We start from the raw sequence: 22,358 nt of genomic DNA, 5'->3' as shown, positions 1-22,358 counted from the left end.
GTTTACTTGAGGATGTCGCCCATGCAGACGTACTTGATCTCGACATAGTCGTCCATGCCGTGGTGTGAGCCCTCGCGGCCCAGGCCGGACTGCTTGACGCCGCCGAAGGGCACGTGTTCGGTGGCCAGGATGCCCACGTTGACGCCCACCATGCCGTACTCCAGCGCCTCGGTTACGCGGTAGATCCGGCCGATGTCGCGGCTGTAGAAATAGCTGGCCAGACCGAACTCGGTGTTGTTGGCGGCATCGATGGCCTCCTGCTCGGTCTTGAACTTGAAGACCGGCGCGAAGGGTCCGAAGGTTTCCTCGCGGGCGCACAGCATGTCGGGCGTGGCATCGGCCACCACGGTGGGCTCGAAGAACTGGCCACCCAGTCGCTTGCCGCCCACCAGCACCCGGCCACCCTTGGCCATGGCGTCCTCGACGTGACGCTGAACCTTCTCCAGAGCGGCTTCCTCGATCAGCGGGCCCTGGTTCACCCCGTCCTCGAAGCCGTTGCCGACCTTGGCGGTCTTGACCTTGGCGGCGAACTTCTCGACGAAGGCGTCGTACACGCCTTCCTGCACGTAGATGCGGTTGGAGCAGACGCAGGTCTGGCCCGCGTTGCGGTATTTGCTGGCGAAGGCGCCTTCCACGGCAGAGTCGATGTCGGCGTCGTCAAAGACGATGAAGGGGGCGTTGCCGCCCAGTTCCAGCGACATCTTCTTGACCGTGGGCGCGCTCTGCGCCATCAGGATGCGGCCGACCTCGGTCGAGCCGGTGAAGCTGATGTGGCGCACCACGTCGCTGGCGCACAGCACCTTGCCAATGGCGATCGAGTTGTCGCTGTCGGCGCTCAGGATGTTGAGTACACCGGCCGGGATGCCGGCCCGGATGGCCAGTTCGGCCGCCGCCAGGGCGGTCAGCGGGGTCAGTTCGGCCGGCTTGATGACCACCGGGCAACCGGCGGCCAGCGCAGGCGCGACCTTGCGCGTGATCATGGCCAAGGGGAAGTTCCAGGGGGTGATGGCCGCGCAGACGCCGATGGGCTGTTTGAGCACCATCAGGCGGCGGTTGTTGTCGAACTGGGGCAGGGTCTCGCCGTTGACGCGCTTGGCCTCTTCGGCGAACCATTCGACGAAGCTGGCGCCGTAGGCCACTTCGCCCTTGGCCTCGGGCAGGGGCTTGCCCTGCTCGGCGGTCATGATGCGGCCCAGGTCGTCCTGGTTGGCCATCAGCAGGTCGAACCACTTGCGCAGGACGATGCTGCGCTCCTTGGCGGTTCTGTTGCGCCAGCCCGCCCAGGCCGCATTCGCCGCGGCAATGGCCTTCTCGGCGTCGGCGGGCCCCAGATTGGCCACGTCGGCCAGCTTCAGACCCGTGGCGGGGTCATGCACGTCAAAGCGGCCGCTGCCCTTGACCCATTCGCCATTGATCAGGCCGTCGGTCTTGAGCAGGCTGGGGTCCTTCAGCAGGGCCAGGGGAGAGGTCTTCATGTCCATGGTGTCTCCAGAGGAAAATGATTCGAGAAATTATTTAACTTGTTAATCAATTGTGCCCGATGACGGGCCGCCAAGCTGTGCAAGCCGTAGCTTATCCCCTGGATCGTGCCGCCGCAGTACCGGCGGCGACGCCCGGCGCGGAGCCAATGGGGCTGCCGAAAACCAACAAAGCTGGGCAGCGGGTCGCGGCATGATGGAAAATGGAAGGTTACAGACGCCAGACCGGTGTCCTTCGACTTTCACGATCCAGACCATGACCCGTCCGATTTCCGTCGCCGACATCCGCAAATCCTTCCTGGACTTCTTTGCCTCCAAGGGCCACACCGTGGTGGCGTCCAGCCCGCTGGTGCCGGGCAACGACCCGACGCTGATGTTCACCAACTCGGGCATGGTGCAGTTCAAGGATGTGTTCCTGGGCACGGACAAGCGCAACTACGTGCGCGCTGCGTCTGTCCAGGCCTGCCTGCGTGCCGGTGGCAAGCACAACGACCTGGAAAACGTGGGTTACACCGCCCGCCACCACACCTTCTTCGAGATGCTGGGCAACTGGTCCTTTGGTGACTACTTCAAGAAGGAAAGCCTGAACTGGGCCTGGGAACTGCTGACCCAGGTTTACAAGCTGCCTGCCGAAAAGCTGTACGCCACGGTCTATCAGGAGGACGATGAGGCCTACGCCATCTGGGAAGACATCTTCGTCAAGGCAGGCTGGACGCCGGAGCGCGTGAAGCAAGAGGGCCGCATCATCCGCATCGGCGACAACAAGGGCGGCCGCTACAAGAGCGACAACTTCTGGATGATGGCCGACACCGGCCCCTGCGGACCGTGCTCCGAGATCTTCTATGACCACGGACCCGAGATCCCCGGCGGCCCGCCCGGCAGCCCCGATGAAGATGGCGACCGCTTCATCGAGATCTGGAACAACGTGTTCATGCAGTTCGACATGAAGGAAGACGGCTCGGTCACGCCGCTGCCTGCCCCCTGCGTGGACACCGGCATGGGCCTGGAGCGCCTGGCCGCCATCCTGCAGCACGTGCACAGCAACTACGAAATCGACATCTTCGACGTGCTGATCAAGGCCGCCGCGCGCGAGACCGGCACCACCGACCTCAGCAACCCCTCGCTCAAGGTGATTGCCGACCACATCCGCGCCACCTCATTCCTGATCAGCGACGGCGTGATTCCGTCGAACGAAGGCCGCGGCTACGTGCAGCGCCGCATCATCCGCCGCGCCATCCGCCACGGCTACAAGCTGGGCCAGAAGACCCCGTTCTTCCACAAGCTGGTGCCTGATCTGGTCAAGATGATGGGCGAGGCCTACCCCAACATGGCCTCACAGGCCCAGCGCATCACCGAGGTGCTCAAGGCCGAGGAAGAGCGCTTCTACGAGACCCTGGCCAACGGCATGGAGATCCTCGACGCAGCCCTGGCCGACGGCGCCAAGGTGCTGCCGGGTGAGGTGGCCTTCAAGCTGCACGATACCTACGGCTTTCCGCTGGACCTGTCGGGCGACGTCTGCCGCGAACGCGGTGTCGCCGTGGACGAGGCTGGCTTCCATGCCGCCATGGAAGCGCAGAAGGCCAAGGGCCGCGCAGCCGGCAAGTTCAAGATGGACAAGGCGCTGGAGTACAACGGCGCCGGCAATACCTTTGTCGGTTACGACCGGCTGGAAGTCCCCGCCAAGGTGGTGGCTCTGTATCTGGACGGTACCCCGGTGGCCGAACTCAAGGTGGGCCAGCAAGGCGTCGTGGTGCTGGACACCACCCCGTTCTACGCAGAGAGCGGTGGCCAGGTCGGTGACGAGGGCGTGATCACCAGCGGTGTGGCCACGTTCGCTGTGGGCGACACGCAGAAGATCAAGGCCGACGTGTTCGGCCACCATGGTGCGGTGGCGCAGGGCACACTGGCCGTGGGCGACAGCGTCACCGCGTCGGTCAACCTCGACCAGCGCGCCGCGACCATGCGCAACCACTCGGTCACCCACCTGATGCACAAGGCCCTGCGCGAGGTGCTGGGCAGCCACGTGCAGCAGAAGGGTTCCCTGGTCGATGCCGAGAAGACGCGCTTTGATTTCACCCACAACGCCCCGGTCACCGACGAGCAGATCCGCGAGATCGAGCGCCGCGTGAACGCCGAGATCGTGGCCAACGCGCCGACCCAGGCGCGGGTGATGGACATCGAATCGGCCAAGGCCACCGGCGCCATGATGCTGTTTGGCGAGAAGTACGGCGACACCGTCCGCGTGCTGGACATCGGCACCAGCCGCGAACTCTGTGGTGGCACGCACGTCAAGGCCACCGGCGACATCGGTTTCTTCACCATCACCGCCGAAGGCGGCGTGGCGGCGGGCGTGCGCCGCGTGGAGGCCACCACCGGGCTGAACGCGCTGCGCTACGTGCAGGGCATGGAAGACACGCTGGGCGGCGTGGCCGGCACGCTGAAGGTGGCACCGGGCGAAGTGCCGGCCCGCGTGGGCGCGCTGCTGGAGCAGATGCGCGAGCTGGAAAAGGAAATGAACGCGCTCAAGAGCCGCCTGGCGTCTGCCCAGGGCGACGAGCTGGTGAATCAGGCGGTGGAGGTCAAGGGCATCAAGGTCCTGGCGGCCACGCTGGCCGGCGCCGACGCCAAGGCCTTGCGCGAGACCATGGACAAGCTCAAGGACAAGCTCAAGACCGCTGCCATCGTGCTGGCCGCCGTGGATGGTGGCAAGGTTCAACTGGCCGCGGGCGTGACCGCTGACAGCGTGGGCAAGGTCAAGGCCGGCGATCTGGTCAACTTTGTTGCCCAGCAGGTGGGTGGCAAGGGTGGCGGCAAGCCCGACATGGCCATGGCCGGCGGAACCGACGCCTCGGGCCTGCCCAAGGCGCTGGCCTCGGTTGAGGGCTGGGTGGCAGAAAAGCTCTGACAGCCGGGTTTCGCCGCAGGGCCGCCCCAAGGCGAAACAGCCCCTCTGGGGGGCAGCGACCCGCACAGCGGCGGAGCGTGGGGGCTATGTGTCTGGCCAGTCCAGGCTGAGTCCGCTCTCGAATTCCCTGCGTTCGCCGGTCACCGGATCGGTGAATGCGATGGCCCGCGCCAGCAGACGAAGCGGGTCTGCGTAGTCCTCGGGTTCGCCCGGTCCCCGGCGCACCACCGGGTAGAACTGGTCACCGCAGATGGGCAGGGACAGCGCATTCATGTGCACCCGCAACTGATGGCGCTTGCCGGTCACAGGCTCCAGGCGATATCGGGCCCAGTCATGGAACTGCTCCGTTCGGTCGATGCGGGTGTGGCTGTTCGGTTCACCCTCGGTTTCGATCATCCGGTAGAAGGCCTGAGGGTCCTCCACGATGCGACTGCGATGGGTTCGGCTACCCGCCCAGGCCCCGGTCGAGGGAGCGATGGCCTCGTACAGCTTGTCCACCTGGCGCTCACGGAACATCGCCTGATAGGCGCCGCGATCCTGGGCACGGGTACTGAAGAGCACCAGCCCGGCGGTTTCCCGATCGATGCGATGCACCGGGCTCAGGCTCTCGATGCCGGTAGCCTGTTTCAGCCGTACCAGCAGCGTCTCGCGCACGAAGCGTCCGGTGGGTATCACCGGCAGGAAATGGGGTTTGTCGGCCACCAGCAGGTGCTGATCCTGGTAGACGATCCGGGCTTCAAAGGGAACCCTGGGTTCGTCGGGCAGATGCCGCCAGTAGTACAGGCGCTGCCCCCCGGCGTAGGTCGCGTCCGGTGGCACGGGATGACCTTGTTCGTCCAGCACTTCGCCGCGCGCCATGCGCTGGATCCACTCTTGCCGGGTGACCGCAGGCAGACGTTCGGCCAGGAAATCGGCCATCCGGGGCCATGGCGAGTGCGCGCCCGTGGAAGGCAGGGCCACACAACTCGCCGAGACACCGTCGCGTGAAGGAATGGTCGTTTGGCGGGCGGGACGGGCCATGGCGGCCCGGCTCAGCGGCGCACGAACACCAGGTCCCAGACCCCGTGACCGAGTTTCAGGCCACGGTTCTCGAACTTGGTCAGTGGCCGGTAGTCGGGCTTGGGGGCATAGCCGTCACTCCCCTCTGGTGTGGTGTTGGCCAGCAGCGGTTCGGCCGACAGCACCTCCAGCATCTGCTCGGCATAGGGCTGCCAGTCGGTGGCCAGGTGCAGATAACCACCGGGCTTGAGGTGCCGCGCCAGCCGGTTCACGAACGGCCCCTGGATCAGGCGGCGCTTGTGATGGCGTGCCTTGTGCCATGGGTCAGGAAAGAAGATGTGCACGCCGTCCAGGCTCTGCTCGGGCAGCATGTGGTCCAGCACTTCGACCGCGTCGTGCTGGAAGATCCGGATGTTCCCGATGTTCTGTTCACCGCACAGCTTGAGCAGCGCCCCCACGCCAGGTTCATGGACCTCGCAGCACAGGAAGTTGTCGTCCGGGCGAACCTGGGCGATCTGCGCCGTCGCACCACCCATGCCAAAGCCGATTTCCATGATCAGCGGTGCGCTGCGGCCGAAAACGGCCACCGGATCCAGTCGCTGGTTTGCGTCATAGGCCAGCAGAAACTTCGGGCCGAACTGTTCGAAGGCACGCTGCTGACCAGGGCCTACCCGTCCGGTGCGCAGGACATAGCTCTTGACCTGGCGCATGTAGGTACCGGCATCGGGCGGTGGGCGGTGGGCGTGACGGGGATCGGTCATGGCGGTGCCGTGGGACAGGGTGGGGCGCCGATTGTAAAAGGCCAGGCCCGGACCCAGGCCGCCAGTGCATCGGCGGTGGATGTGCCTCCGGGCATCGGGGTCAGACCAAGCGCGGTCGCTGCCTGGTTCATGGCAGTCAGCGGGTCGTCCAGTGCCAGGGCCTCGGCCCCATTCTGCTTGCTCAGTTTTTCCTGGTTGGGGCCGAGCACCAGGGGTGTGTGCAGGTGAGCCGGGGTGGGCAGTCCCAGCGCGCGCTGCAGCAGGATCTGGCGTGGGGTGTTGTCGGCAAGGTCCATGCCGCGAACCACATGAGTGATGCCCTGGGCGCCATCGTCCACCACCACCGCCAGCTGGTAGGCCCAGAGACCATCGGCCCGGCGCAGCACGAAATCGCCCACTTCATGTCCGACATCCTGTGACTGGGGCCCCAGCCGGCGATCGATCCAGTCCACCCGGGAGAGCGAGCCGCCGCCGACGTGAAAACGCCAGGCCCGTGCCGGGCGGCCCTTCAGGCCACCATGTTCGGGCCGGCAGGTGCCAGGGTACACGGCCGCATGGTGCCGTTCACGCGGCGTGCCCTGGCGACACAGCGCTGCCTCGATATCCTTGCGGGAGCAGGCACACGGGTAGGCACGTCCGATGGCCACCAGGCGGTCCAGTGCCTCCTGGTACAGCGCACTGCGGGCAGATTGCCAGACCACGGGTTCGTCACTGACCAGCCCGCAGCGGGCGAGCTGTTCCTGGATGTACCGGTCGGCGCCCGGGATGCAGCGCGGCGTGTCCACGTCCTCAATGCGCACCAGCCAGGTGCCTTGGTGGGCCCGAGCGTCCAGCCAGCTCGCCAGCGCGGCCACCAGCGATCCCGCGTGCAGCGGACCGGTGGGCGAGGGCGCAAAGCGTCCCCGGTACCTCACACCATCGCCAGGGCCAGCTCAAGACCCGAAACAAAAGCGTCTTCCACGCGGTGTCCCAGGCACCAGTCACCGCACAGACCCAGCCCCGACGCTTCGTCGAACAGGTGGCTCTGGCCCAGTGGTGTCTGCGTCTGTGCATAGCGCCAGCGGTGCACCACCGCATGGGCGGGTGTGGCGCGGATGCCGGTGACTTCGGCAAACGCCTTGAGCAGCTTGGCCTGCACCCGGTCTTCGCTGTCCTCCAGATGGCGGGTCGACCACTCGGGGCTGGCGTGAACGGTCCAGCGCTCGATGCTGCCCCGGCCGGGCTTGCTGCCCTCGCGCGCCAGCCAGCTGATGCGGTGATGGGTGCTCCGGGCGGCGTTCCAGTGCGGACCGAAGCTCTTCATGCCCGGTTGCGAGGCGTTGGGAAACGCGACCATCAGGGTCCAGCATGGCGCGACGGAAACCTCCGCCAGACGCTTCTGGAAGGCGGGTGCCAGCGAAGAGGCCTTGAGCAGATCGGCGGCCTGCGGATGCGGCATGGCCAGCACCACCTGGTCAAAACCGCCCAGCACCTCCTGCCCGGCTTCACCGTCCACCGACAGATCATCGGTGCGAAGTTGCCACTTCTTGCCGTCCAGCGCATCGCGCTCGATCCTGACCACCCGGTGCTGCAGCAAGGTTCGGGCGTTGAGGTCACCGAAACGTTCGGGGTGGGCCAGGGGTTCTGCCCAGTGGCCCACCAGTGCGTTCATGCCGGGTTTGGCCACGTAGTGCGGTTCCTTGGGCGGCGGCGCGCTGGCCAGCACATGACCCAACTCATCCAGGATGCGAACCGTGCTCACGCTCCAGGGACGGACCACGTCCTGGGCGTTCAGCAGCACACGCGCAAAGCGGCTGTCCCGCGCGGTGAAGTACTGGGCCCCGTGGTCGAATCCACCGAACTCGGTCCTTCGGGTGGCCATGCGTCCCCCGAACCCCCGGCTTTTCTCAATGAGGGTGACGTGGCAACCCGCCTGGACCAGGGTGCGTGCGCAGGCAATCCCGGCCATGCCGGCGCCCACCACCGCCACATGGCGCACAGGGACAGAGGCCATGTCAGTCTCGGCAACTTGGCGGGGGGAGGGGCGGCGGGGGCGTGCGTTCTGTGTGGTCATTGGGGGTGGCCCTTGCTGGCTTGGAAGATGGCAATCACTTTATCAGCGCCGACGTCGCTTGCGTTGACGAGGGTCAGGTCTGGTGGTGGTGGTGCAGCAACGCGTGCTGGGTGGTCGGATGTTGAAGACGGTCCAGCCTCCAGCGCAGGGCGCGTCCCTGGCTGCCGGCGTTGCGGGGCTGGCGCCACGCATAGTGCATCCGGATCTGCCGGCTGGGGGACTGGACTTCCTTGATCACCAGCCGTCCCGCCGCGATGAAAGGCTGTGCCAGCGGCAGCGGCAGGAATCCCGCCCCCAATCCGCGCAACTGGGCTTCGAGCTTGTGCTGCATCGATGGCACCGTCAGCACGTCCTGACCAGGCCCGATGTTGTGCGACACCCCGCGGCCGCGCTGGGTGGTGTCCGCCACCGCCACCGCCCGATAGCGCTGGCGTTCTTCGTCGCTGATCGCCCGCTCAGCGGCCGCCAGCGGATGGTGGGGCGCCACCGCAAACACGAACTCGATGTCTCCCAGCGGTGCGGTCTGGATGTCCGGTCCCATGGGCGTGACATTGGCCGCCACGCCAATGGCCAGATCGGCCTGGCCTGCCTGCAGCACCTCCAGCGTGCCCGACAGGGTCTCTGCGCGCAACCTCAGCCGCGTGGGTGCCGCCTCGGCATAGAAAGCCTCGGCCAGCTCAAACAAGGTGCCTCGGGCGATGACCGCATCGGCGGCGATGGTCAGCTCGGGTTCCCACCCGGTGGCCACGCGCTTGACGCGCCGCGCGACGGCGTCCAGCTCTTCCAGCAGGTAGCGACCTGCCCGCAGCAGCTCTGCTCCGGCTGGCGTGAGCTGCGCCCGGCGCGCGCTGCGGTCGAACAGCAGCACGTCCAGGGCATCTTCGATCTGACGGATCCGGTAGGTGAGGGCACTGGGCACCATGCCCAACTCGCGCGCAGCGGCGGCCATGCTGCCCAGGCGCGCCACTGCCTCGATCAGGCCCAGGTTCTCGGGTGACAGGGCAGCTCGCGTCGCAGAAATGGCCATGGGGGCTCCATTCGTTCAGTCTGGGTGAATGATGCCATCAAATCCGTGCAAACCACATGCAGTATTAGTTTTCGACAATCAGGCCATGCCAGTCCGATAGTGACTGTCTGCTCTCACCGGAGAAACCCAGATGATCCAGATCCGTCGATCCAATGCCCGAGGCTACGCCGACCATGGCTGGCTCAAGAGCTTCCACTCCTTTTCCTTCGCCGACTACTTCGACCCGGCCTGGATGGGGTGGGGCAATCTGCGGGTGATCAACGAGGACCGCATCGCTCCGGGCACCGGCTTCGGGACCCACGGTCACCGCGACATGGAGATCATCAGCTACGTGCTGCAGGGCAACCTGGCGCACAAGGACAGCATGGGCAACATCAAGGGCATCCCCCCCGGCGATGTCCAGCGCATGAGCGCGGGCACCGGGGTGCGCCACAGCGAGTTCAACCACGCGCCCGAGAGCGTGACCCATTTTCTGCAGATCTGGATCGAACCGGACGAGCGCGGGATTGCGCCCAGCTATGAGCAAAAGAGCTTTGCCCAGGCCGACAAGCGCGGTCGTCTGCGCAAGGTGGCCTCATGCGATGGGGACCAGGGCTCGGTCCGGATCCATGCCGACGCCACGATGTACGCCGGGCTGTTCGACGCTGGAGAGTCCGCCGAACTGGCGCTGGATCCCGGTCGCAAGGCCTATGTGCATGTGGTGCGCGGGCAGTTGCAGGTCAACGGTCATACCCTGACGGATGGGGACGCGGCCGTCATGGCGCAGGAAACGCTCATCCGTCTGGAACAGGGGCAGGACGCCGAGGTGCTGGTGTTCGACCTGGCTCCTTGAACCCTGATCGAAGTTCCTTTTTTCGTCAAACCCGGGCAGCCACTGCCCATCATCAGGAAACCAACATGGCAAAAATTGCAGTCGTCTACCACTCCGGCTACGGTCACACGCAGCGCATCGCCCAGACGGTGGCCGAGGGCGCTGACGCCGACCTGCTGGCGATCGACGCCGATGGCAACCTCAGCGAGGCCGACTGGGCCACGCTGGGTGAGGCCGACGCGATCGTCTTTGGCACCCCCACCTACATGGGCGGCCCGAGCTGGCAGTTCAAGAAATTCGCCGATGCTTCGTCCAAGGCCTGGTTCACCCGCGCCTGGCAGGACAAGTTCTTCGCCGGTTTCTCGGTCAGCGCCAGCCTCAATGGCGACAAGGGCCAGACCCTGGCCTACCTCAACACGCTGGCGGCCCAGCACGGTGGTCTGTGGATCAGTCTGGGCATGCTGCCGGCCAACCAGCTGGCGGCCACCCGCAATGACGTGAACAACCTGGGCGGGTCGGTGGGTCTGCTGGTGCAGGCGCCTTCGGACGCCGGTGCCGACAAGATTCCTCAGGGCGACGTCGACACCGCCCGCAAGTTCGGCGAGCGGGTCGCGGCCGTCGTGGCCAAGTTCAAGGGCTGAGCCTTTCGATGGGTTCATGGCCGATTAACATCCGGCCATGAAGATCATCAGCATCATTCCCTGGGCAGACTGGCTGGCGCTGGTCTGCTTTTTTTCGTTGTGGGTCGGCTATGCCTGGTTCGCCAAGGTCTGGGGCCGCCGGCGGTCCTCGTTGCTGGTGACCACCAACCGCTACCGCGCCTACTGGATGATGCAGGCGACGCAGCGTGATCCACGCATGCTCGATGGGCTGATCACGCAGACCCTGTCGAATACGCCGGCCTTCTTCTCGTCAACGTCCATCCTGGTCATCGGCGGTCTGTTTGCCTTGCTGGGCACCACCGAAAAGGCCACCGAACTGATGAGCGAGATCCCGTTTGCCCAGGCGACCACGCTCATCGTGTTCGAGTTCAAGATCCTCGTGCTGATCGCGATCTTCGTGTACGCGTTCTTCCGCTTCTCGTGGTGCATGCGCCAGTACACCTTCGTGGCGCTGGTGATCGGTTCAATGCCACCCCCCGAAGATTTCGAAGCGGGCAAGCACGACCGGCAGAAGTTTGCCGACCGCGCCGCCGCCATGGTCGGGTCCGCCGCGGAAACCTTCAACGACGGGCTGCGAGCCTATTACTTTTCCTTTGCCCTGCTGGCGTGGTTCGTGTCACCGCTGGCCATGGTGGTGTCCACAGGCATCGTCGTGGCCATCCTCTACAGCCGTGAGTTCCGCTCCGACGTGCTGCAGGTGCTCAGGGACTGAGCTTCACATCGGCTGCACGCAGGGACAGCAGCGCAAAGACCCATCCCGCCAGGGCGCCCGCCAGCGCATCCAGGGCCACGTGCTGCAGGGTGGCCAGGGTGGACCATGCAATCGCCACGCAGAAGAGGTCGCTGGCCCAGATCCATCCCCGGGGCGCCCTCATGGCGGTCAGCAGGTGGTGCATCCAGTAAGCGGCAAAAACCGCCGAGGCCACGTGCAGCGACGGGCATGCGTTGCCCGAGGCGTCGACACCCTTGAGGAACGACAGACTGGGATGCTGGGACCAGTCGATGGGAAAGTCCGGCACCTGCGTCGGAAACACCCAGAAAATGACCAGGCAGACCAGGCAGAGCAGGCTGACCCACAGGCCGAATCTCAGCAGACCGCGCAGATTGCCGATGAGCGCCGGTGCCAGTGACACATAGACCCACAGCGAGGCGTACACCGGAAAGGCCCATGGTGTGAACGGCACCCAGTGATCGATCCAGATCTCGGGCATCACCCAAGGTTCCCGGCTCGGGTTGCGCAGGATGGAGAAGTAGGCCCAGAAGAACAGCACCATGAAGGCGCTGGTGCCGACCGCCTTCAGCGGCCACAGGTACACCAGGCGCAAATACAGCTCCCGTTGCCAGGGCAGCGGTGAAATGGTTTTGTCAGATGTCGGTGGCATGCGTGAGACGGTTGGCTGGCACCGATGATATCGAGGGCATGCCCTGTGACGGGCGTTCGCAGGCCGGCAGATACAATAAAAGGTTTTCCAGGGACGGCATCAGGGAGCCGTCTGGCCCTTGTCTGCGTCGATAGGCCCACCATGAATTCCAACGAACTGATACAGAACTTCCTTCGGGATCGCCTGGGTGTGGAGCCCGAGCGGGTGGTCGAGGAGGCTGAGCTGGCAGACCTCGGGGTGGACTCACTGATGCTGGCCGAATTGATGTTCGAGGCGGAGGACCGTCTGGGCATTTCCATTGGCTCCGACGAGGGCGTCCCCCGGACAGTCGGGGACATGAAGGCAGTCATTGAACGCCTGCTGGCGGCCAAGCAGGCGAGGGCATGATGCACCGCCGCGTTGCGGTCACTGGTCTGGGGGTGGTGAGCCCCTACGGTGGCGACCTGAATGATTTTTTCGACAGGCTGGTCAACGGCGAGTCGGCTGTCGCGCATCTTCAGACGCAGGACGTGCCCCGTCCGCTGTCCATGCCCTTTGTCCGCTGCACCGGCTTCGATGCCGATGCGGTGCTGGGCAAACCACTGGCCTCGATGATGGAGCGTTTCTCACACCTGGGTCTGGCCGCCGCCTTCGATGCCTGGGCGGATGCCGGCCTCGAGCGTCAGGTCGACAACCCCGACACCCGCGAGAACTGGGGTTGTGTGTGGGGGACCGCCCTGGGCGGGATTCTGGCGTTTGAACGTGGCTACAAGGACATGTGGCTCAACGGGCGCGAGCGCCTGTCGCCCCTGGCAGTGGTCATGGGCATGAACAATGCCGTCAACGCACATGTGTCCATGCAACTGGGCCTGGGCGGGGTGAGCTCCAGCCACACCGCGGCCTGTGCGTCCTCGGCGATCGCGATTGGCGAGGCTTTCCGGCGCATTCAGGCGGGCGATGCCGATGTGATCGTCACCGGTGGATCGGATGCCTCTCAGACCTATGGCGTGGCGCGTGCCTGGGAGGCCATGAGGCTGATTGCTCCCGGAGAAGGCGATGCGGCCGCGCAGGCCTGCCGGCCGTTCGCCTCGGATCGTCGAGGCCTGGTGCTCGGTGAGGGCGCAGCGGCCCTGGTGCTGGAGGACTGGGATCATGCCCAGGCGCGCGGCGCGCGCATCCACGCCGAAATGGTGGGCTACGGGGCCAGCTGTGACCACAGCCATCTGGTTCGACCGGACGCCCGGGGACAGATCCGGGCCATTCGCTCGGCGCTCATGCAAGGCGCGCTGGCGCCGGAAGACATCGACTACGTCAACGCCCACGGCACCGCCACGCTCGAGGGCGACCCGGTGGAGATCCGTGCGCTGCGCGAGGTCTTCGGCGAGCATGCACCGCGTCTGCCGGTCAGCGCGACCAAGTCCATGCATGGCCACCTGCTCGGCGCGGCCGGTGCCATCGAAGCCTTGACCACCGTGATGTCGCTGGTGCGTCAGGCCCTGCCACCCACGGCACACCTGGCGGGTCGGATCGACCCGGCCTGTGAAGGGGTTGACCACCTTCTGGAAGGCCGTCGTGATGTGCCCGTGCGTGCGGCCCTGTCCAACTCCTTTGCGTTCGGTGGCAGCAATGCCGTGCTTGCCTTCCGTGCCACCAACCTCACCAGATCCATTTGAACGACATCATGACGCAAGCCCAAGCCTTTCCGTCGCCAGAACAGCTCATGCCCGAGGTGGCCGCCCTCATCGTCGAGGCCCTGAACCTGGAGGTGCAGCCGCACGAGATCCAGCCCGATGATCCGCTGTACGGGGAGGGCCTGGGGCTGGATTCGATCGACATGCTGGAAATCGCCCTGGTGGTGTCCAAGCGCTACGGCTTCCAGCTGAAGTCGGACAACGAGAACAACCACCGGATTTTTGCCTCGTTGCGCGCCTTGAGCGAGCATATCGCCAGCCAGCGCACACAATGAGCGATTCGGGAGGGTCGGCAGCCTGGCGCACCGTGCTGGCGGTGCTGCTGGTGGTAGGTTGGGCCGTCTCGGCACACCTGGCCAGTGCCGGTATCGGACCCGCCGACCTGCACACGGTGGTGGCCGTGGCACCGCTGGTCGCGGCCGCCCTCATCGCCGCCTGGCATTCCCCCTGGCGCTTTCCGTCGACCGTTTTGTTGGCCCTGGTGTCGATCGGCGCGCTCGCCTGGGGCTGGACATGGCTCAGCAGCCATGTGGCGTGGCTCTACTACTTGCAGCACCTGGGGACGCATCTGGCGCTGGCCGCCTGGTTTGGTCGGTCACTGGCCAGCGGGCGCGAACCCGTGGTCACGGCCATGGCACGCATGATCTTTGGCGACACCTTGTCCGAGCGCAAACGCGGCTATACCCGGGGCGTGACCCTGGCGTGGGCGCTCTTCCTGCTGGGCAACGCGCTGGTGTCCACCCTGCTGTTCGCCTTCGCGCCGCAGGAGATCTGGTCCGTTCATGCCAACCTGCTGACAGGACCCCTCATCGGGGCGTTCTTCCTGGCCGAGATGCTGGTGCGGCGCGTGGCCCTGCCGCCCCAGGAGCGTCCCGCGCTCGGTGACATCGTGCGAGCCTACCGGGCGCGCAGTGGCTCGGCAGATCTGTCGTCCAAACCCGGCGCAAAAACGTGATGCGTGCACTGCCCCTGATCAGCGACCGATCGCCCGACGACGTGCTGGCGTGGCGCCCCGATGGACCGGTGAGTGTGGGTCTTTACCTGTCGCAGGTGCGTTCCCTGGCCGATCGGCTGCCCGACAGCCGCTGGATCGTCAATCTGTGTGAGGATCGCTACCACTTTGCGGTGCTGCTGGGCGCCTGTGCGCTCAGCGGCCGCGTGAGTCTGCAGCCATCGTCGCAGTCCGCGCAGACACTCCAGCAACTGGAGGCCGCCTACCCGGGTTCGATTGCGGTGACCGACGACCCCGGCGTCTCTAGCGCCTCGCGGATGATCCCGCTGCCGGCGCTCGATGCGCTGCCGGTTCACACCGACGCGAACATGCCCCTCATCCCGGAGGACCGCACGGTCGCCATTCTGTTCACTTCGGGTTCCACCGGTTCGCCGCAGCCACATGCAAAGACGTGGGGCAAGCTGGTGGCCAATGGACAGGCAGAGGCCAGGGCGCTGGGTCTGATCGGCCAGTCGCGGGTCCTGGTGGGCACGGTGCCTGTTCAGCACAGCTACGGTTTCGAATCCACCTTTCTGCTGGCCCTGCACGGGGGGTGTTCCTTCTGGAGTGGCAAGCCTTTCTATCCGCAGGATCTGGCGGACGCCCTGTCCAGGGTACCCGCGCCGCGGCTGGTGGTGACCACGCCGTTCCATCTGGCCAGTGTCATGGCTTCAGAACTGCCCATGCCCCCGGTGGACCGGTGGCTGTCGGCTACCGCGCCCCTCAGCGCCGAGCTGGCTGCCAGGGTGGAAGCGGCCAGCGGCGCGCCGGTGCACGAAATCTACGGATCGACCGAGTCTTCGCAGCTGGCCACGCGCCGAACCTGCCATGGCCCGGCCTGGACCCTGATGCCCGGTGTCCGTCTGGAGCAGGAGGGCGACATCACATGCGCCATCGGTGGGCACGTGGAGGGCAAGGTGCCTTTGTCCGACCTCATCGAGGTGTTGCCCGACGCCCGTTTCGTGCTTCACGGACGACACGCGGACATGGTCAATCTGGCGGGCAAGCGGACTTCGCTGGCGTACCTGAACCACCAGTTGTGTGCCATCGAAGGGGTCAGGGATGGGGCCTTCTACCTTCCCAGGGATGACGCGGAAGACAGGGTGGGGCGGCTGGTGGCCTTTGCCGTGGCGCCAGGATTGGACCGCCAGACCCTGCTGGCCGCGCTGCGTCACCGGATCGATCCGATTTTCATGCCCAGGCCGCTCATGCTGGTCGAAGCGCTGCCCCGCAACAGCACGGGCAAGCTGACCCGGCAGGCGCTGGAGCAGCTTTTGGAGGCACGGGCACCCGCCCGTGAGGCCGATGCAGGCTGAATGGCAGGTGCCGGCGGACCATCCGGCCTTCGCCGGACACTTTCCTGGCCGGCCGATCGTGCCCGGCGTGGTGCTGCTGGACCGTGTGCTGTGGATGGCCGGGCGTGAGCGAGGCTTCACCGGGTGGACGGTGGCCCAGGCCAAGTTCCTGCGCCCGGTGGCGCCCGCGGAGATGCTGGTTTTCCGGTTGATGGACACCCCTCGGGGAGCCCTGGGTTTCGAGATCCGCTGTGGTGATGAACTGGTGGCCACCGGGGTGCTGCAGCAGGAGGTCCGGTGACCGGCACTGACGCGGCCTGGAGGCACCAGAAGGAGCGCAGTCATGCCTGGCTGCTGCGTTTGATGGTCTGGTTTTCGCTGCGCGCGGGCAGGCCGCTGGGCCGGCTGGTGCTGCGGGTGGTCGCGGCCTATTTTGTCCTGTTTGCGCCCACAGCCCGCCGGGCCAGTCGCCTGTACCTTGGCCGCGCGCTGGGTCGCCGTGCCACATGGCGGGACATCTACCGGCATGTGCTCTGGTTTGCCTCCACCATCCACGACAGGGTGTTCCTGCTCAACGACGGTGACCGCCAGCTGGAGGTCGAGGTCGTTGGTGCGGATGTGATCGATGACGCGGTGCGCAGTGGCCAGGGAGCGCTTCTGGTGGGCGCGCATCTGGGCAGTTTCGAGGTACTTCGCGCCATGGGTCGGCACCGGGCCGGCCTGCGCGTGGCGATGGTCATGTACGAGGACAACGCCCGCAAGGTCAACGACACCCTGCGCGCCATCAATCCCCAGGCGATGCAAGATATCATTCCCCTGGGGCGGATGGAGTCCATGCTGGCCGTGAAGGACAAGCTGGATGATGGTTACCTGGTGGGCATTCTGGCGGACCGGTCCCTGGAGGACGGTGACGGCCAGGAACTGCCCTTCCTCGGTCATCCGGCCCGGTTCCCGATCGGCCCCTGGCGCCTGGCGGTCATGTTGCGACGCCCGGTGTTCTTCATGGCGGGCCTGTATCTGGGTGGCAATCGCTACCAGGTGCGTTTTGAACGCCTGGCGGATTTCTCTTCCATTCCCCGCGAACGGCGGCAGGCCGAGATTGACGAGGCCATGCGCCGGTATGCGGCCAAGCTCGAGGCCCTGGTGCGCGAGTCCCCCTGGAACTGGTTCAACTTCTACGATTTCTGGCAGTACAAATGAATTTCCGTGGCTTCCTGGTCCTGCTGTGGGCCGTTGTCTCCGTGACGGCGCAGGCGGCTGCCTTCGACATCGATCAGCTCATGAGCGACCTGGCCCAGCACAAGGGTGGCAAGGCCCGCTTTGTGGAAACGCGAACCATGGCCCTGCTGGACAGGCCGTTGCAGTCCAGTGGGGAGATGCGTTACCTGCCGCCCGACCGGCTTGAAAAGCGCACGGTGGAGCCGTTCGCCGAAACCGTGGTGCTGGACAAGGACACACTGAGTGTGGAGCGAGACCGGCGCCGCATGACCATTCAGGTGGCGAGCCGACCGGAGGCCCAAGCCTTTGTCGAGAGCGTGCGCAGTACCCTGTCGGGCAACCGCCGATCGCTGGAAAAACACTACCGGCTCGAACTCCAGGGGGCCCGGCAGGACTGGTCCCTGGTGCTGCTGCCGGTTGACACCGCCGTGGCGGCCCTGATCAAGCGCATCACCGTGACGGGTCAGGGCAATCAGGTGCGCCGCATCGAGTACTTGCAGGCCGACGGTGACCGGTCCGAGCTGAGCATCGAGCCCATCGCCGAATGACGCGCACCGCCGTCAAGGTTCTGCTGCTGTGGCTGCTGGCGATGATCGCTGGCGTGGCCTGGATCACCCAGACCCGGTTCACGGCCGACATGTCCTTTTTCCTGCCCGCCGATCCCAGCCCGCAGCAGGAGGTGCTGGTCGGTCAGATGAAAGACGGGGCGGTCTCGCGCCTGCTCATGCTGGGTATCGAGGGTGGCGATGAGGCCTCACGTGCCCGTGCATCGATGGCCTTGCGTCAGGCGCTGATCGATGGTGGACATTTCCTGTCGGTCCAGAATGGTGAGGTCGAAGGCCTGCAGGCCGAGCGTGACTTCCTTCTGCGCTACCGCTACCACCTCAGTCCTGCCGTCGCGCCGCAGCGCTTCACGTCCGAAGGCCTGCGCGAATCGATCGACAAGACGATTGGCGTGGTCAGCTCGCCGGTGGGCTACCTTTTCAAGCCCTACCTGCTGCAGGATCCCACCGGCGAAATGATCGAGATCCTGTCGCGTCTGCATCCGGGCAGCGAGCCGGAGACGCGCCAGGGCGTCTGGATGTCGCGTGATGGTCAACGGGCCTTGCTGCTGACCCAGACCCGGGCTTCCGGCGCCGACACGGACGGACAGGAGCAGGCCATGGAAGCCGCGCGCGCGGCCTTTGCGGGCTTGCAGACCGATCCCGCCCTTCGAGGGCTGTCGCTCACGATGTCCGGACCAGGCCTGTTTGCGGTCAAGGCGCGCGAATCGATTCGCAGCGAGATTTCGCGCATCTCGCTCATGAGTTCCATTGGTATCGGGCTGTTGCTGCTGTGGATCTACCGCTCCCCCAGGGCCATGGCCTTCGGCTTGCTGCCGGTCACTGCAGGCACGGTGGCGGCCATCGTGGCGGTGGATCTCGTGTTTGGCACGGTCCATGGCATCACCATCGGCTTTGGCGCGGCGCTGATCGGCGAGTCGGTGGACTATGCCATCTACTTTTTCGTCCAGTCCGGCCGCGTAGGCATTCAGGCTTGGCGGGAGAGTTTCTGGCCCACCATCCGTTTGGGTGTGATGACATCGATTGCCGGTTTCGGGGCTTTGCTCTTTGCCGGTTTTCCGGGCCTGGCTCAGCTGGGGGTCTACGCGCTGGCGGGCATCATCACCGCGGCGCTGGTGACCCGCTTCGTGCTGCCCGCCGTGGCGGGGGAGGGTGTGCGGGTGGCACCGACCGGACCGCTGGCACACACCACACAGCGCTGGCTCGACCACGCGTGGCGCCTGCGCTGGCCCATGCTGGTGCTGGCGTTCGTGGCCCTGGCTTACCTGGTCCAGCAACGCGACACACTGTGGGGTCGGGACCTGTCCGCGCTGTCGACCGTGACCGATGAGGAGGCACAGGTGGACGCGCGCCTGCGTGCCGACATCGGTGCGCCGGATGCGCGCTACATGGTGCTGGTGTCCGCGCCGGGACGCGAAGCCGCCCTTGAGGCGGCCGAGGAAGCCTCTCGCCGTCTGGATGGCCTGGTGGCCAGCGGTGACATGGCGGGCTATGACAGCCCGACGCGTTTTCTGCCCAGTGAACAGGTGCAGCGCCAGCGCCTGGACAGCCTGCCACCCGCGCAGGCCATGCGGGCCGAGCTGCAACGGGCACTGGAAGGGGCGCCGTTGTCGGCATCGCGGCTCGAGCCCTTCCTGCAGGCGGTGGAGGCGGCGCGTCACTCGCCGCTGCTGCAGCGGTCCGATCTTGACGGCACCGCCATGGCGCTGGCGGTCGATTCGCTGATGTCGCAGTCGGGCGATCAGTGGAGCATCGTGCTGCCCCTGCGTCCCACCGTCCTGGACGACGGGCAGCCGTCCGACATCGATGGTGCCCGTGTCCGTCAGGCTCTGGATGGCACCTCGGCGTTGTTCATCGATCTCAAGGCTGAGTTTGAATCCCTATACGCCGATTACCTGGGCCAGGCCATCGCCCTGTCCCTGGCCGGGGTGGCGCTCATCACGCTGATGCTGGCGTTCACGCTCCGATCGCTGCGGCGACTGGTCCGCATGATGCTTCCCCTTTTCATGACCGTGGTCTTGCTCATGGCGGGCCTGCATCTGGGCGGATCGTCCATCAACATGCTCCATTTGGTGGGGCTGCTGATGGTGGTGGCCGTCGGTTCCAACTACACCCTGTTCTTCGACACCATGGATGAAGATGGCGGACTGGCACCGGATGTGTGGTCGTCCATGACGGTGGCGGTGGTCACGACACTGATCGGCTTTGGGGCGCTGGCCGTCTCCCATGTACCGGTGCTGCGGTCCATTGGCGGGGTGGTGGCGCCGGGAGTGGTCATCGTGCTCGTGCTGGCCGCCGCCTTCATCACGCCACGGCGGGTGTCGGACCGATGAGTCAGGGTGTCCGGGCGGGTCAGGCGTCCGCTGTCCTGGTGCTGCTGCCGGGCGCGAAGATGCATCCCGACGACGTCATCCGCGCCGGATGGCATGACATCCTGCGGGAGGCGGGTCTGGACCTCGACCTGCATGTGCCGGATCTTCACCTCGATCCTGCCGGACAGGTGGATGCCCTGGCGCATCTGGCGAACGAGCACCTGGCGAGCTTGCGGCAGCGTTATGCACGGCTCTGGCTCGGCGGCATCTCTCTGGGCGGCTTGCTGGCACTGCTGCAGGCTCAGCGTGATCCTGCCGGTCTTCAAGGCCTGTGCCTGTTTGCCCCCTATCCGGGCAGTCGCCTGACCACCAACGCCATCGAGCGCGCCGGCGGGCTGGAGGCGTGGGTCCCCGATGATGCCCAGCGCGACGATGTGGAATTCCAGCTGTGGCTGAACCTGCGTGAGGGTCGGCCCTCGCTGCCCTCCTTTCTGGGGTTCGGTCGGGATGACCGATTCGCCGGTACCATGCGCCCGTTGGCTCAGCGCCTGTCCCGATCCACCGTACATGAAGTACCGGGTGGACATGACTGGTCCGCCTGGGACCCGCTGTGGCTGACCTGTCTGGCCTGGTTGTCCGAGCATGGAGTGGGCAAACGATGAGCAGGACCTGGAAACCTTCTGCCTTCCTCACCGGATCGGCTGCCCTGCATGCGGTGGCAGCGGTCGGTGCGGCCGCCGTACCTGGTGCGTGGCCATGGGCGCTGGGTGCGGTGGCGGCCAACCATGCCCTGATCACCGCCGTGGGTCTGTTGCCACGAACGGACTGGCTCGGGCCGAACATCACCCGGCTGCCCGATGCCTCGGTTCCTGAGGGGGGCGGGCGGGTGGCGCTGACCATTGATGACGGTCCTGATCCGCAGGTCACACCGCAAGTGCTCGATCTGCTTGACGAATGCGGGATGGTCGCCAGCTTTTTTCTGATCGGCCACCGTGCGCAGCGGTATCCGGCGCTGTGCCAGGAGATCGTGGCCCGCGGCCATCGGGTCGAGAACCACGGTCACAGCCACTCCCATGCGTTCTCCCTGTTCGGTCCATCGCGCATGCGGCAGGACATTGCGCGTGCACAGGGCGTGCTGTCGGACCTGACCGGCCAGGCGCCGAGGTTCTTCCGTCCGACTGCCGGTCTGCGCAACCCGTTTCTAGATCCGGTGCTGGCGCAACTCGATTTGCGGCTGGCGGCCTGGACACGGCGTCCCTACGACACCCGTGACCCTCACCCTGAGCGGGTGCTGGCGCGCCTTTGCCGAGGGCTGGCTGACGGCGACATCCTGCTGTTGCACGATGGCCATGCGGCACGCACGGCTGAGGGCCAGCCGGTGATTCTGTCCGTGATCCCCATGCTGGTGCAGCGGCTGACGCCCAACCTGCGCACGGTTACCCTGCACGAGGCCATTGATTGAACCCATCCCATTCCCTGCCACCAGGTCTGCTGGATCTGGCTGCCGAGCGCTTTCGGCGTGCCGACCGGTTTGCGTACCACTATGCCCGCGGCAAGCTCGGGGGCGATGTGATTTTTGCCGAACTGCTGCGGCGCGGCCTTCTGCCAGCGTCGCCCAGGCTGCTGGACCTGGGCTGTGGTCAGGGCAGCCTGTTTTCCTGGCTGCTCGCGGCCCAGGACCTGCATGCGCAGGGACAATGGCCCGCCGATTGGCCCGCACCTCCTTCTCCCGCGCAGTTGCGCGGGGTCGAGCTGATGCCCCGCGATGTCTGGCGTGCCGCCCGTGCGTTCGGCGACCAACATCCGGTGGTGCGCGTGGAGCAGGGCGACATGAACCAGGTCGACTTCGGCGAGGTGGATGTGGTCACCATTCTGGATGCGCTGCATTACTTCGACCACGCCCTGCAGCGGCGTGTGCTGGAACGCATCCGCGACGCCGTGGGGCCGGGCGGCCTGTTCATCACGCGGGTCGGAGATGCTTCGGCGGGCCTGCCATTCAAGCTGTCCAACTGGGTGGATCACCTGGTGACCTTCTCGCGCGGCCACCGGTTGCCCCGCCTGTATTGCCGCAGCCTGGCAGACTGGCGGGCCCTGCTGCGCGATGTCGGCTTCGACGTCCAGAGTGTGCCGATGAGTGGCGCCTTGCCTTTCGCGAATGTCATGCTCGTCTGTCGGGTACCGGGGCAGGATCCCGCTATCACCTAAGATCAGGGTTTTGACTTTGCTGGACA

The 22,358-nt window shown here is 65.9% G+C and carries 23 protein-coding genes; 16 read left to right on the top strand and 7 right to left on the bottom strand.

The genetic code is table 11. The features are described 5' to 3' along the window. Positions 1 to 2: 2 nt before the first annotated feature. Positions 3 to 1,481 carry an NAD-dependent succinate-semialdehyde dehydrogenase gene (locus ACFQNJ_RS01720; RefSeq protein WP_382253344.1) on the bottom strand — a complete coding sequence of 493 codons (1,479 nt, stop codon included), beginning with the start codon at positions 1,479 to 1,481 and terminating at the stop codon, positions 3 to 5. Between the two features lie 253 nt (positions 1,482 to 1,734). Between ACFQNJ_RS01720 and alaS the strand changes: the two genes are divergently transcribed. Continuing rightward, complete coding sequence (gene alaS / locus ACFQNJ_RS01715) at positions 1,735 to 4,383, top strand: alanine--tRNA ligase (RefSeq protein ID WP_382253342.1); 2,649 nt, start codon at positions 1,735 to 1,737, stop codon at positions 4,381 to 4,383. An 84-nt stretch (positions 4,384 to 4,467) separates the two neighbouring features. Here the strand turns inward: alaS and ACFQNJ_RS01710 are convergent, their stop codons facing one another. From ACFQNJ_RS01710 to ACFQNJ_RS01690, 5 genes are all read right to left on the bottom strand, one after another. Further along, complete coding sequence (locus ACFQNJ_RS01710) at positions 4,468 to 5,403, bottom strand: pseudouridine synthase (protein ID WP_382253340.1); 936 nt, start codon at positions 5,401 to 5,403, stop codon at positions 4,468 to 4,470. Positions 5,404 to 5,414: 11 nt separating this feature from the next. After that, a complete protein-coding gene (gene trmB, locus ACFQNJ_RS01705) occupies positions 5,415 to 6,143 on the bottom strand; it encodes a tRNA (guanosine(46)-N7)-methyltransferase TrmB (RefSeq protein ID WP_382253339.1) in 729 nt (242 codons plus the stop codon). Beyond that, the gene (gene gluQRS, locus ACFQNJ_RS01700; RefSeq protein ID WP_382253337.1) at positions 6,140 to 7,057 is read right to left on the bottom strand and encodes a tRNA glutamyl-Q(34) synthetase GluQRS; all 918 of its coding nucleotides are present in this window, start codon (positions 7,055 to 7,057) and stop codon (positions 6,140 to 6,142) included. The genes trmB and gluQRS overlap by 4 nt, the downstream gene beginning before the upstream one ends. Next, positions 7,054 to 8,136 carry an NAD(P)/FAD-dependent oxidoreductase gene (locus ACFQNJ_RS01695; RefSeq protein WP_382253335.1) on the bottom strand — a complete coding sequence of 361 codons (1,083 nt, stop codon included), beginning with the start codon at positions 8,134 to 8,136 and terminating at the stop codon, positions 7,054 to 7,056. The genes gluQRS and ACFQNJ_RS01695 overlap by 4 nt, the downstream gene beginning before the upstream one ends. 133 nt (positions 8,137 to 8,269) lie before the next feature. Beyond that, positions 8,270 to 9,223 (bottom strand): LysR family transcriptional regulator, encoded by a 954-nt coding sequence (locus tag ACFQNJ_RS01690; RefSeq protein ID WP_382253333.1) that lies wholly within the window; start codon positions 9,221 to 9,223, stop codon positions 8,270 to 8,272. A gap of 130 nt (positions 9,224 to 9,353) precedes the next feature. On the opposite strand from ACFQNJ_RS01690, the gene ACFQNJ_RS01685 reads away from it, so the two are divergent. From ACFQNJ_RS01685 to ACFQNJ_RS01675, 3 genes are all read left to right on the top strand, one after another. Then, positions 9,354 to 10,055, top strand: a complete 702-nt coding sequence (locus ACFQNJ_RS01685) for a pirin family protein (RefSeq protein WP_382253331.1) — start codon at positions 9,354 to 9,356, stop codon at positions 10,053 to 10,055. 65 nt (positions 10,056 to 10,120) lie between these two features. Then, positions 10,121 to 10,675, top strand: a complete 555-nt coding sequence (locus ACFQNJ_RS01680) for a flavodoxin family protein (protein WP_374638961.1) — start codon at positions 10,121 to 10,123, stop codon at positions 10,673 to 10,675. A 37-nt stretch (positions 10,676 to 10,712) separates the two neighbouring features. Beyond that, entirely contained in the window at positions 10,713 to 11,408 is a 696-nt protein-coding gene (locus tag ACFQNJ_RS01675; RefSeq protein WP_382253329.1) for a DUF599 domain-containing protein, read from the top strand. Here ACFQNJ_RS01675 and ACFQNJ_RS01670 read toward each other — a convergent pair. Further along, positions 11,398 to 12,078, bottom strand: a complete 681-nt coding sequence (locus ACFQNJ_RS01670) for a phosphatase PAP2 family protein (protein ID WP_382253327.1) — start codon at positions 12,076 to 12,078, stop codon at positions 11,398 to 11,400. The genes ACFQNJ_RS01675 and ACFQNJ_RS01670 overlap by 11 nt on opposite strands. A 141-nt stretch (positions 12,079 to 12,219) precedes the next feature. On the opposite strand from ACFQNJ_RS01670, the gene ACFQNJ_RS01665 reads away from it, so the two are divergent. Genes ACFQNJ_RS01665 through ACFQNJ_RS01610 form a run of 12 tightly spaced genes read left to right on the top strand, consistent with a single transcriptional unit; the run spans position 12,220 to position 22,332 of the window. Beyond that, entirely contained in the window at positions 12,220 to 12,465 is a 246-nt protein-coding gene (locus tag ACFQNJ_RS01665; protein ID WP_374638964.1) for an acyl carrier protein, read from the top strand. Beyond that, a complete protein-coding gene (locus ACFQNJ_RS01660; protein ID WP_374638965.1) occupies positions 12,462 to 13,730 on the top strand; it encodes a beta-ketoacyl-[acyl-carrier-protein] synthase family protein in 1,269 nt (422 codons plus the stop codon). Before ACFQNJ_RS01665 ends, ACFQNJ_RS01660 begins: the two co-directional genes overlap by 4 nt. An 8-nt stretch (positions 13,731 to 13,738) precedes the next feature. After that, a complete protein-coding gene (locus ACFQNJ_RS01655) occupies positions 13,739 to 14,023 on the top strand; it encodes a phosphopantetheine-binding protein (protein ID WP_374638966.1) in 285 nt (94 codons plus the stop codon). Next, a complete protein-coding gene (locus tag ACFQNJ_RS01650) occupies positions 14,020 to 14,703 on the top strand; it encodes a COG4648 family protein (protein WP_382253324.1) in 684 nt (227 codons plus the stop codon). The genes ACFQNJ_RS01655 and ACFQNJ_RS01650 overlap by 4 nt, the downstream gene beginning before the upstream one ends. Next, positions 14,703 to 16,055, top strand: coding sequence for an AMP-binding protein (locus ACFQNJ_RS01645; RefSeq protein WP_382253322.1), 1,353 nt, complete (start codon positions 14,703 to 14,705; stop codon positions 16,053 to 16,055). Before ACFQNJ_RS01650 ends, ACFQNJ_RS01645 begins: the two co-directional genes overlap by 1 nt. Next, complete coding sequence (locus ACFQNJ_RS01640; RefSeq protein ID WP_374638969.1) at positions 16,045 to 16,335, top strand: 3-hydroxyacyl-ACP dehydratase FabZ family protein; 291 nt, start codon at positions 16,045 to 16,047, stop codon at positions 16,333 to 16,335. The genes ACFQNJ_RS01645 and ACFQNJ_RS01640 overlap by 11 nt, the downstream gene beginning before the upstream one ends. Further along, positions 16,332 to 17,234 carry an LpxL/LpxP family acyltransferase gene (locus ACFQNJ_RS01635; protein WP_382253320.1) on the top strand — a complete coding sequence of 301 codons (903 nt, stop codon included), beginning with the start codon at positions 16,332 to 16,334 and terminating at the stop codon, positions 17,232 to 17,234. The genes ACFQNJ_RS01640 and ACFQNJ_RS01635 overlap by 4 nt, the downstream gene beginning before the upstream one ends. Further along, positions 17,231 to 17,800 (top strand): LolA-related protein, encoded by a 570-nt coding sequence (locus ACFQNJ_RS01630; protein WP_374638971.1) that lies wholly within the window; start codon positions 17,231 to 17,233, stop codon positions 17,798 to 17,800. The genes ACFQNJ_RS01635 and ACFQNJ_RS01630 overlap by 4 nt, the downstream gene beginning before the upstream one ends. Then, positions 17,797 to 20,148, top strand: a complete 2,352-nt coding sequence (locus tag ACFQNJ_RS01625; RefSeq protein ID WP_382253318.1) for an MMPL family transporter — start codon at positions 17,797 to 17,799, stop codon at positions 20,146 to 20,148. The genes ACFQNJ_RS01630 and ACFQNJ_RS01625 overlap by 4 nt, the downstream gene beginning before the upstream one ends. After that, a complete protein-coding gene (locus tag ACFQNJ_RS01620) occupies positions 20,145 to 20,789 on the top strand; it encodes an alpha/beta hydrolase (RefSeq protein WP_382253316.1) in 645 nt (214 codons plus the stop codon). The genes ACFQNJ_RS01625 and ACFQNJ_RS01620 overlap by 4 nt, the downstream gene beginning before the upstream one ends. After that, positions 20,786 to 21,589, top strand: coding sequence for a polysaccharide deacetylase family protein (locus tag ACFQNJ_RS01615; protein WP_382253314.1), 804 nt, complete (start codon positions 20,786 to 20,788; stop codon positions 21,587 to 21,589). Before ACFQNJ_RS01620 ends, ACFQNJ_RS01615 begins: the two co-directional genes overlap by 4 nt. Continuing rightward, positions 21,586 to 22,332, top strand: coding sequence for a class I SAM-dependent methyltransferase (locus ACFQNJ_RS01610; protein WP_382253312.1), 747 nt, complete (start codon positions 21,586 to 21,588; stop codon positions 22,330 to 22,332). Before ACFQNJ_RS01615 ends, ACFQNJ_RS01610 begins: the two co-directional genes overlap by 4 nt. Positions 22,333 to 22,358: the final 26 nt, after the last annotated feature.

The sequence above is a fragment of the Hydrogenophaga bisanensis genome (genome assembly GCF_042665135.1).
Lineage (GTDB): Bacteria > Pseudomonadota > Gammaproteobacteria > Burkholderiales > Burkholderiaceae_C > Hydrogenophaga > Hydrogenophaga bisanensis.
Note: the sequence above shows the minus strand (reverse complement) of the source record. Positions and strands in the feature narration are given on the sequence as shown.

Bases quoted from the DNA above. Each gene is read 5' to 3' on its own strand.
- ACFQNJ_RS01680 (WP_374638961.1), top strand. From the start codon at position 10,121: ATGGCAAAAATTGCAGTCGTCTACCACTCCGGCTACGGTCACACGCAG.
- trmB (WP_382253339.1), bottom strand. From the start codon at position 6,143: ATGACCGATCCCCGTCACGCCCACCGCCCACCGCCCGATGCCGGTACC.
- ACFQNJ_RS01625 (WP_382253318.1), top strand. From the start codon at position 17,797: ATGACGCGCACCGCCGTCAAGGTTCTGCTGCTGTGGCTGCTGGCGATG.
- ACFQNJ_RS01670 (WP_382253327.1), bottom strand. From the start codon at position 12,078: ATGCCACCGACATCTGACAAAACCATTTCACCGCTGCCCTGGCAACGG.
- ACFQNJ_RS01620 (WP_382253316.1), top strand. From the start codon at position 20,145: ATGAGTCAGGGTGTCCGGGCGGGTCAGGCGTCCGCTGTCCTGGTGCTG.
- ACFQNJ_RS01685 (WP_382253331.1), top strand. From the start codon at position 9,354: ATGATCCAGATCCGTCGATCCAATGCCCGAGGCTACGCCGACCATGGC.
- ACFQNJ_RS01660 (WP_374638965.1), top strand. From the start codon at position 12,462: ATGATGCACCGCCGCGTTGCGGTCACTGGTCTGGGGGTGGTGAGCCCC.
- ACFQNJ_RS01690 (WP_382253333.1), bottom strand. From the start codon at position 9,223: ATGGCCATTTCTGCGACGCGAGCTGCCCTGTCACCCGAGAACCTGGGC.
- ACFQNJ_RS01665 (WP_374638964.1), top strand. From the start codon at position 12,220: ATGAATTCCAACGAACTGATACAGAACTTCCTTCGGGATCGCCTGGGT.
- ACFQNJ_RS01720 (WP_382253344.1), bottom strand. From the start codon at position 1,481: ATGGACATGAAGACCTCTCCCCTGGCCCTGCTGAAGGACCCCAGCCTG.
- ACFQNJ_RS01640 (WP_374638969.1), top strand. From the start codon at position 16,045: ATGCAGGCTGAATGGCAGGTGCCGGCGGACCATCCGGCCTTCGCCGGA.
- ACFQNJ_RS01630 (WP_374638971.1), top strand. From the start codon at position 17,231: ATGAATTTCCGTGGCTTCCTGGTCCTGCTGTGGGCCGTTGTCTCCGTG.
- ACFQNJ_RS01675 (WP_382253329.1), top strand. From the start codon at position 10,713: ATGAAGATCATCAGCATCATTCCCTGGGCAGACTGGCTGGCGCTGGTC.
- ACFQNJ_RS01655 (WP_374638966.1), top strand. From the start codon at position 13,739: ATGACGCAAGCCCAAGCCTTTCCGTCGCCAGAACAGCTCATGCCCGAG.
- ACFQNJ_RS01650 (WP_382253324.1), top strand. From the start codon at position 14,020: ATGAGCGATTCGGGAGGGTCGGCAGCCTGGCGCACCGTGCTGGCGGTG.
- ACFQNJ_RS01645 (WP_382253322.1), top strand. From the start codon at position 14,703: ATGCGTGCACTGCCCCTGATCAGCGACCGATCGCCCGACGACGTGCTG.
- ACFQNJ_RS01695 (WP_382253335.1), bottom strand. From the start codon at position 8,136: ATGGCCTCTGTCCCTGTGCGCCATGTGGCGGTGGTGGGCGCCGGCATG.
- ACFQNJ_RS01615 (WP_382253314.1), top strand. From the start codon at position 20,786: ATGAGCAGGACCTGGAAACCTTCTGCCTTCCTCACCGGATCGGCTGCC.
- alaS (WP_382253342.1), top strand. From the start codon at position 1,735: ATGACCCGTCCGATTTCCGTCGCCGACATCCGCAAATCCTTCCTGGAC.
- ACFQNJ_RS01710 (WP_382253340.1), bottom strand. From the start codon at position 5,403: ATGGCCCGTCCCGCCCGCCAAACGACCATTCCTTCACGCGACGGTGTC.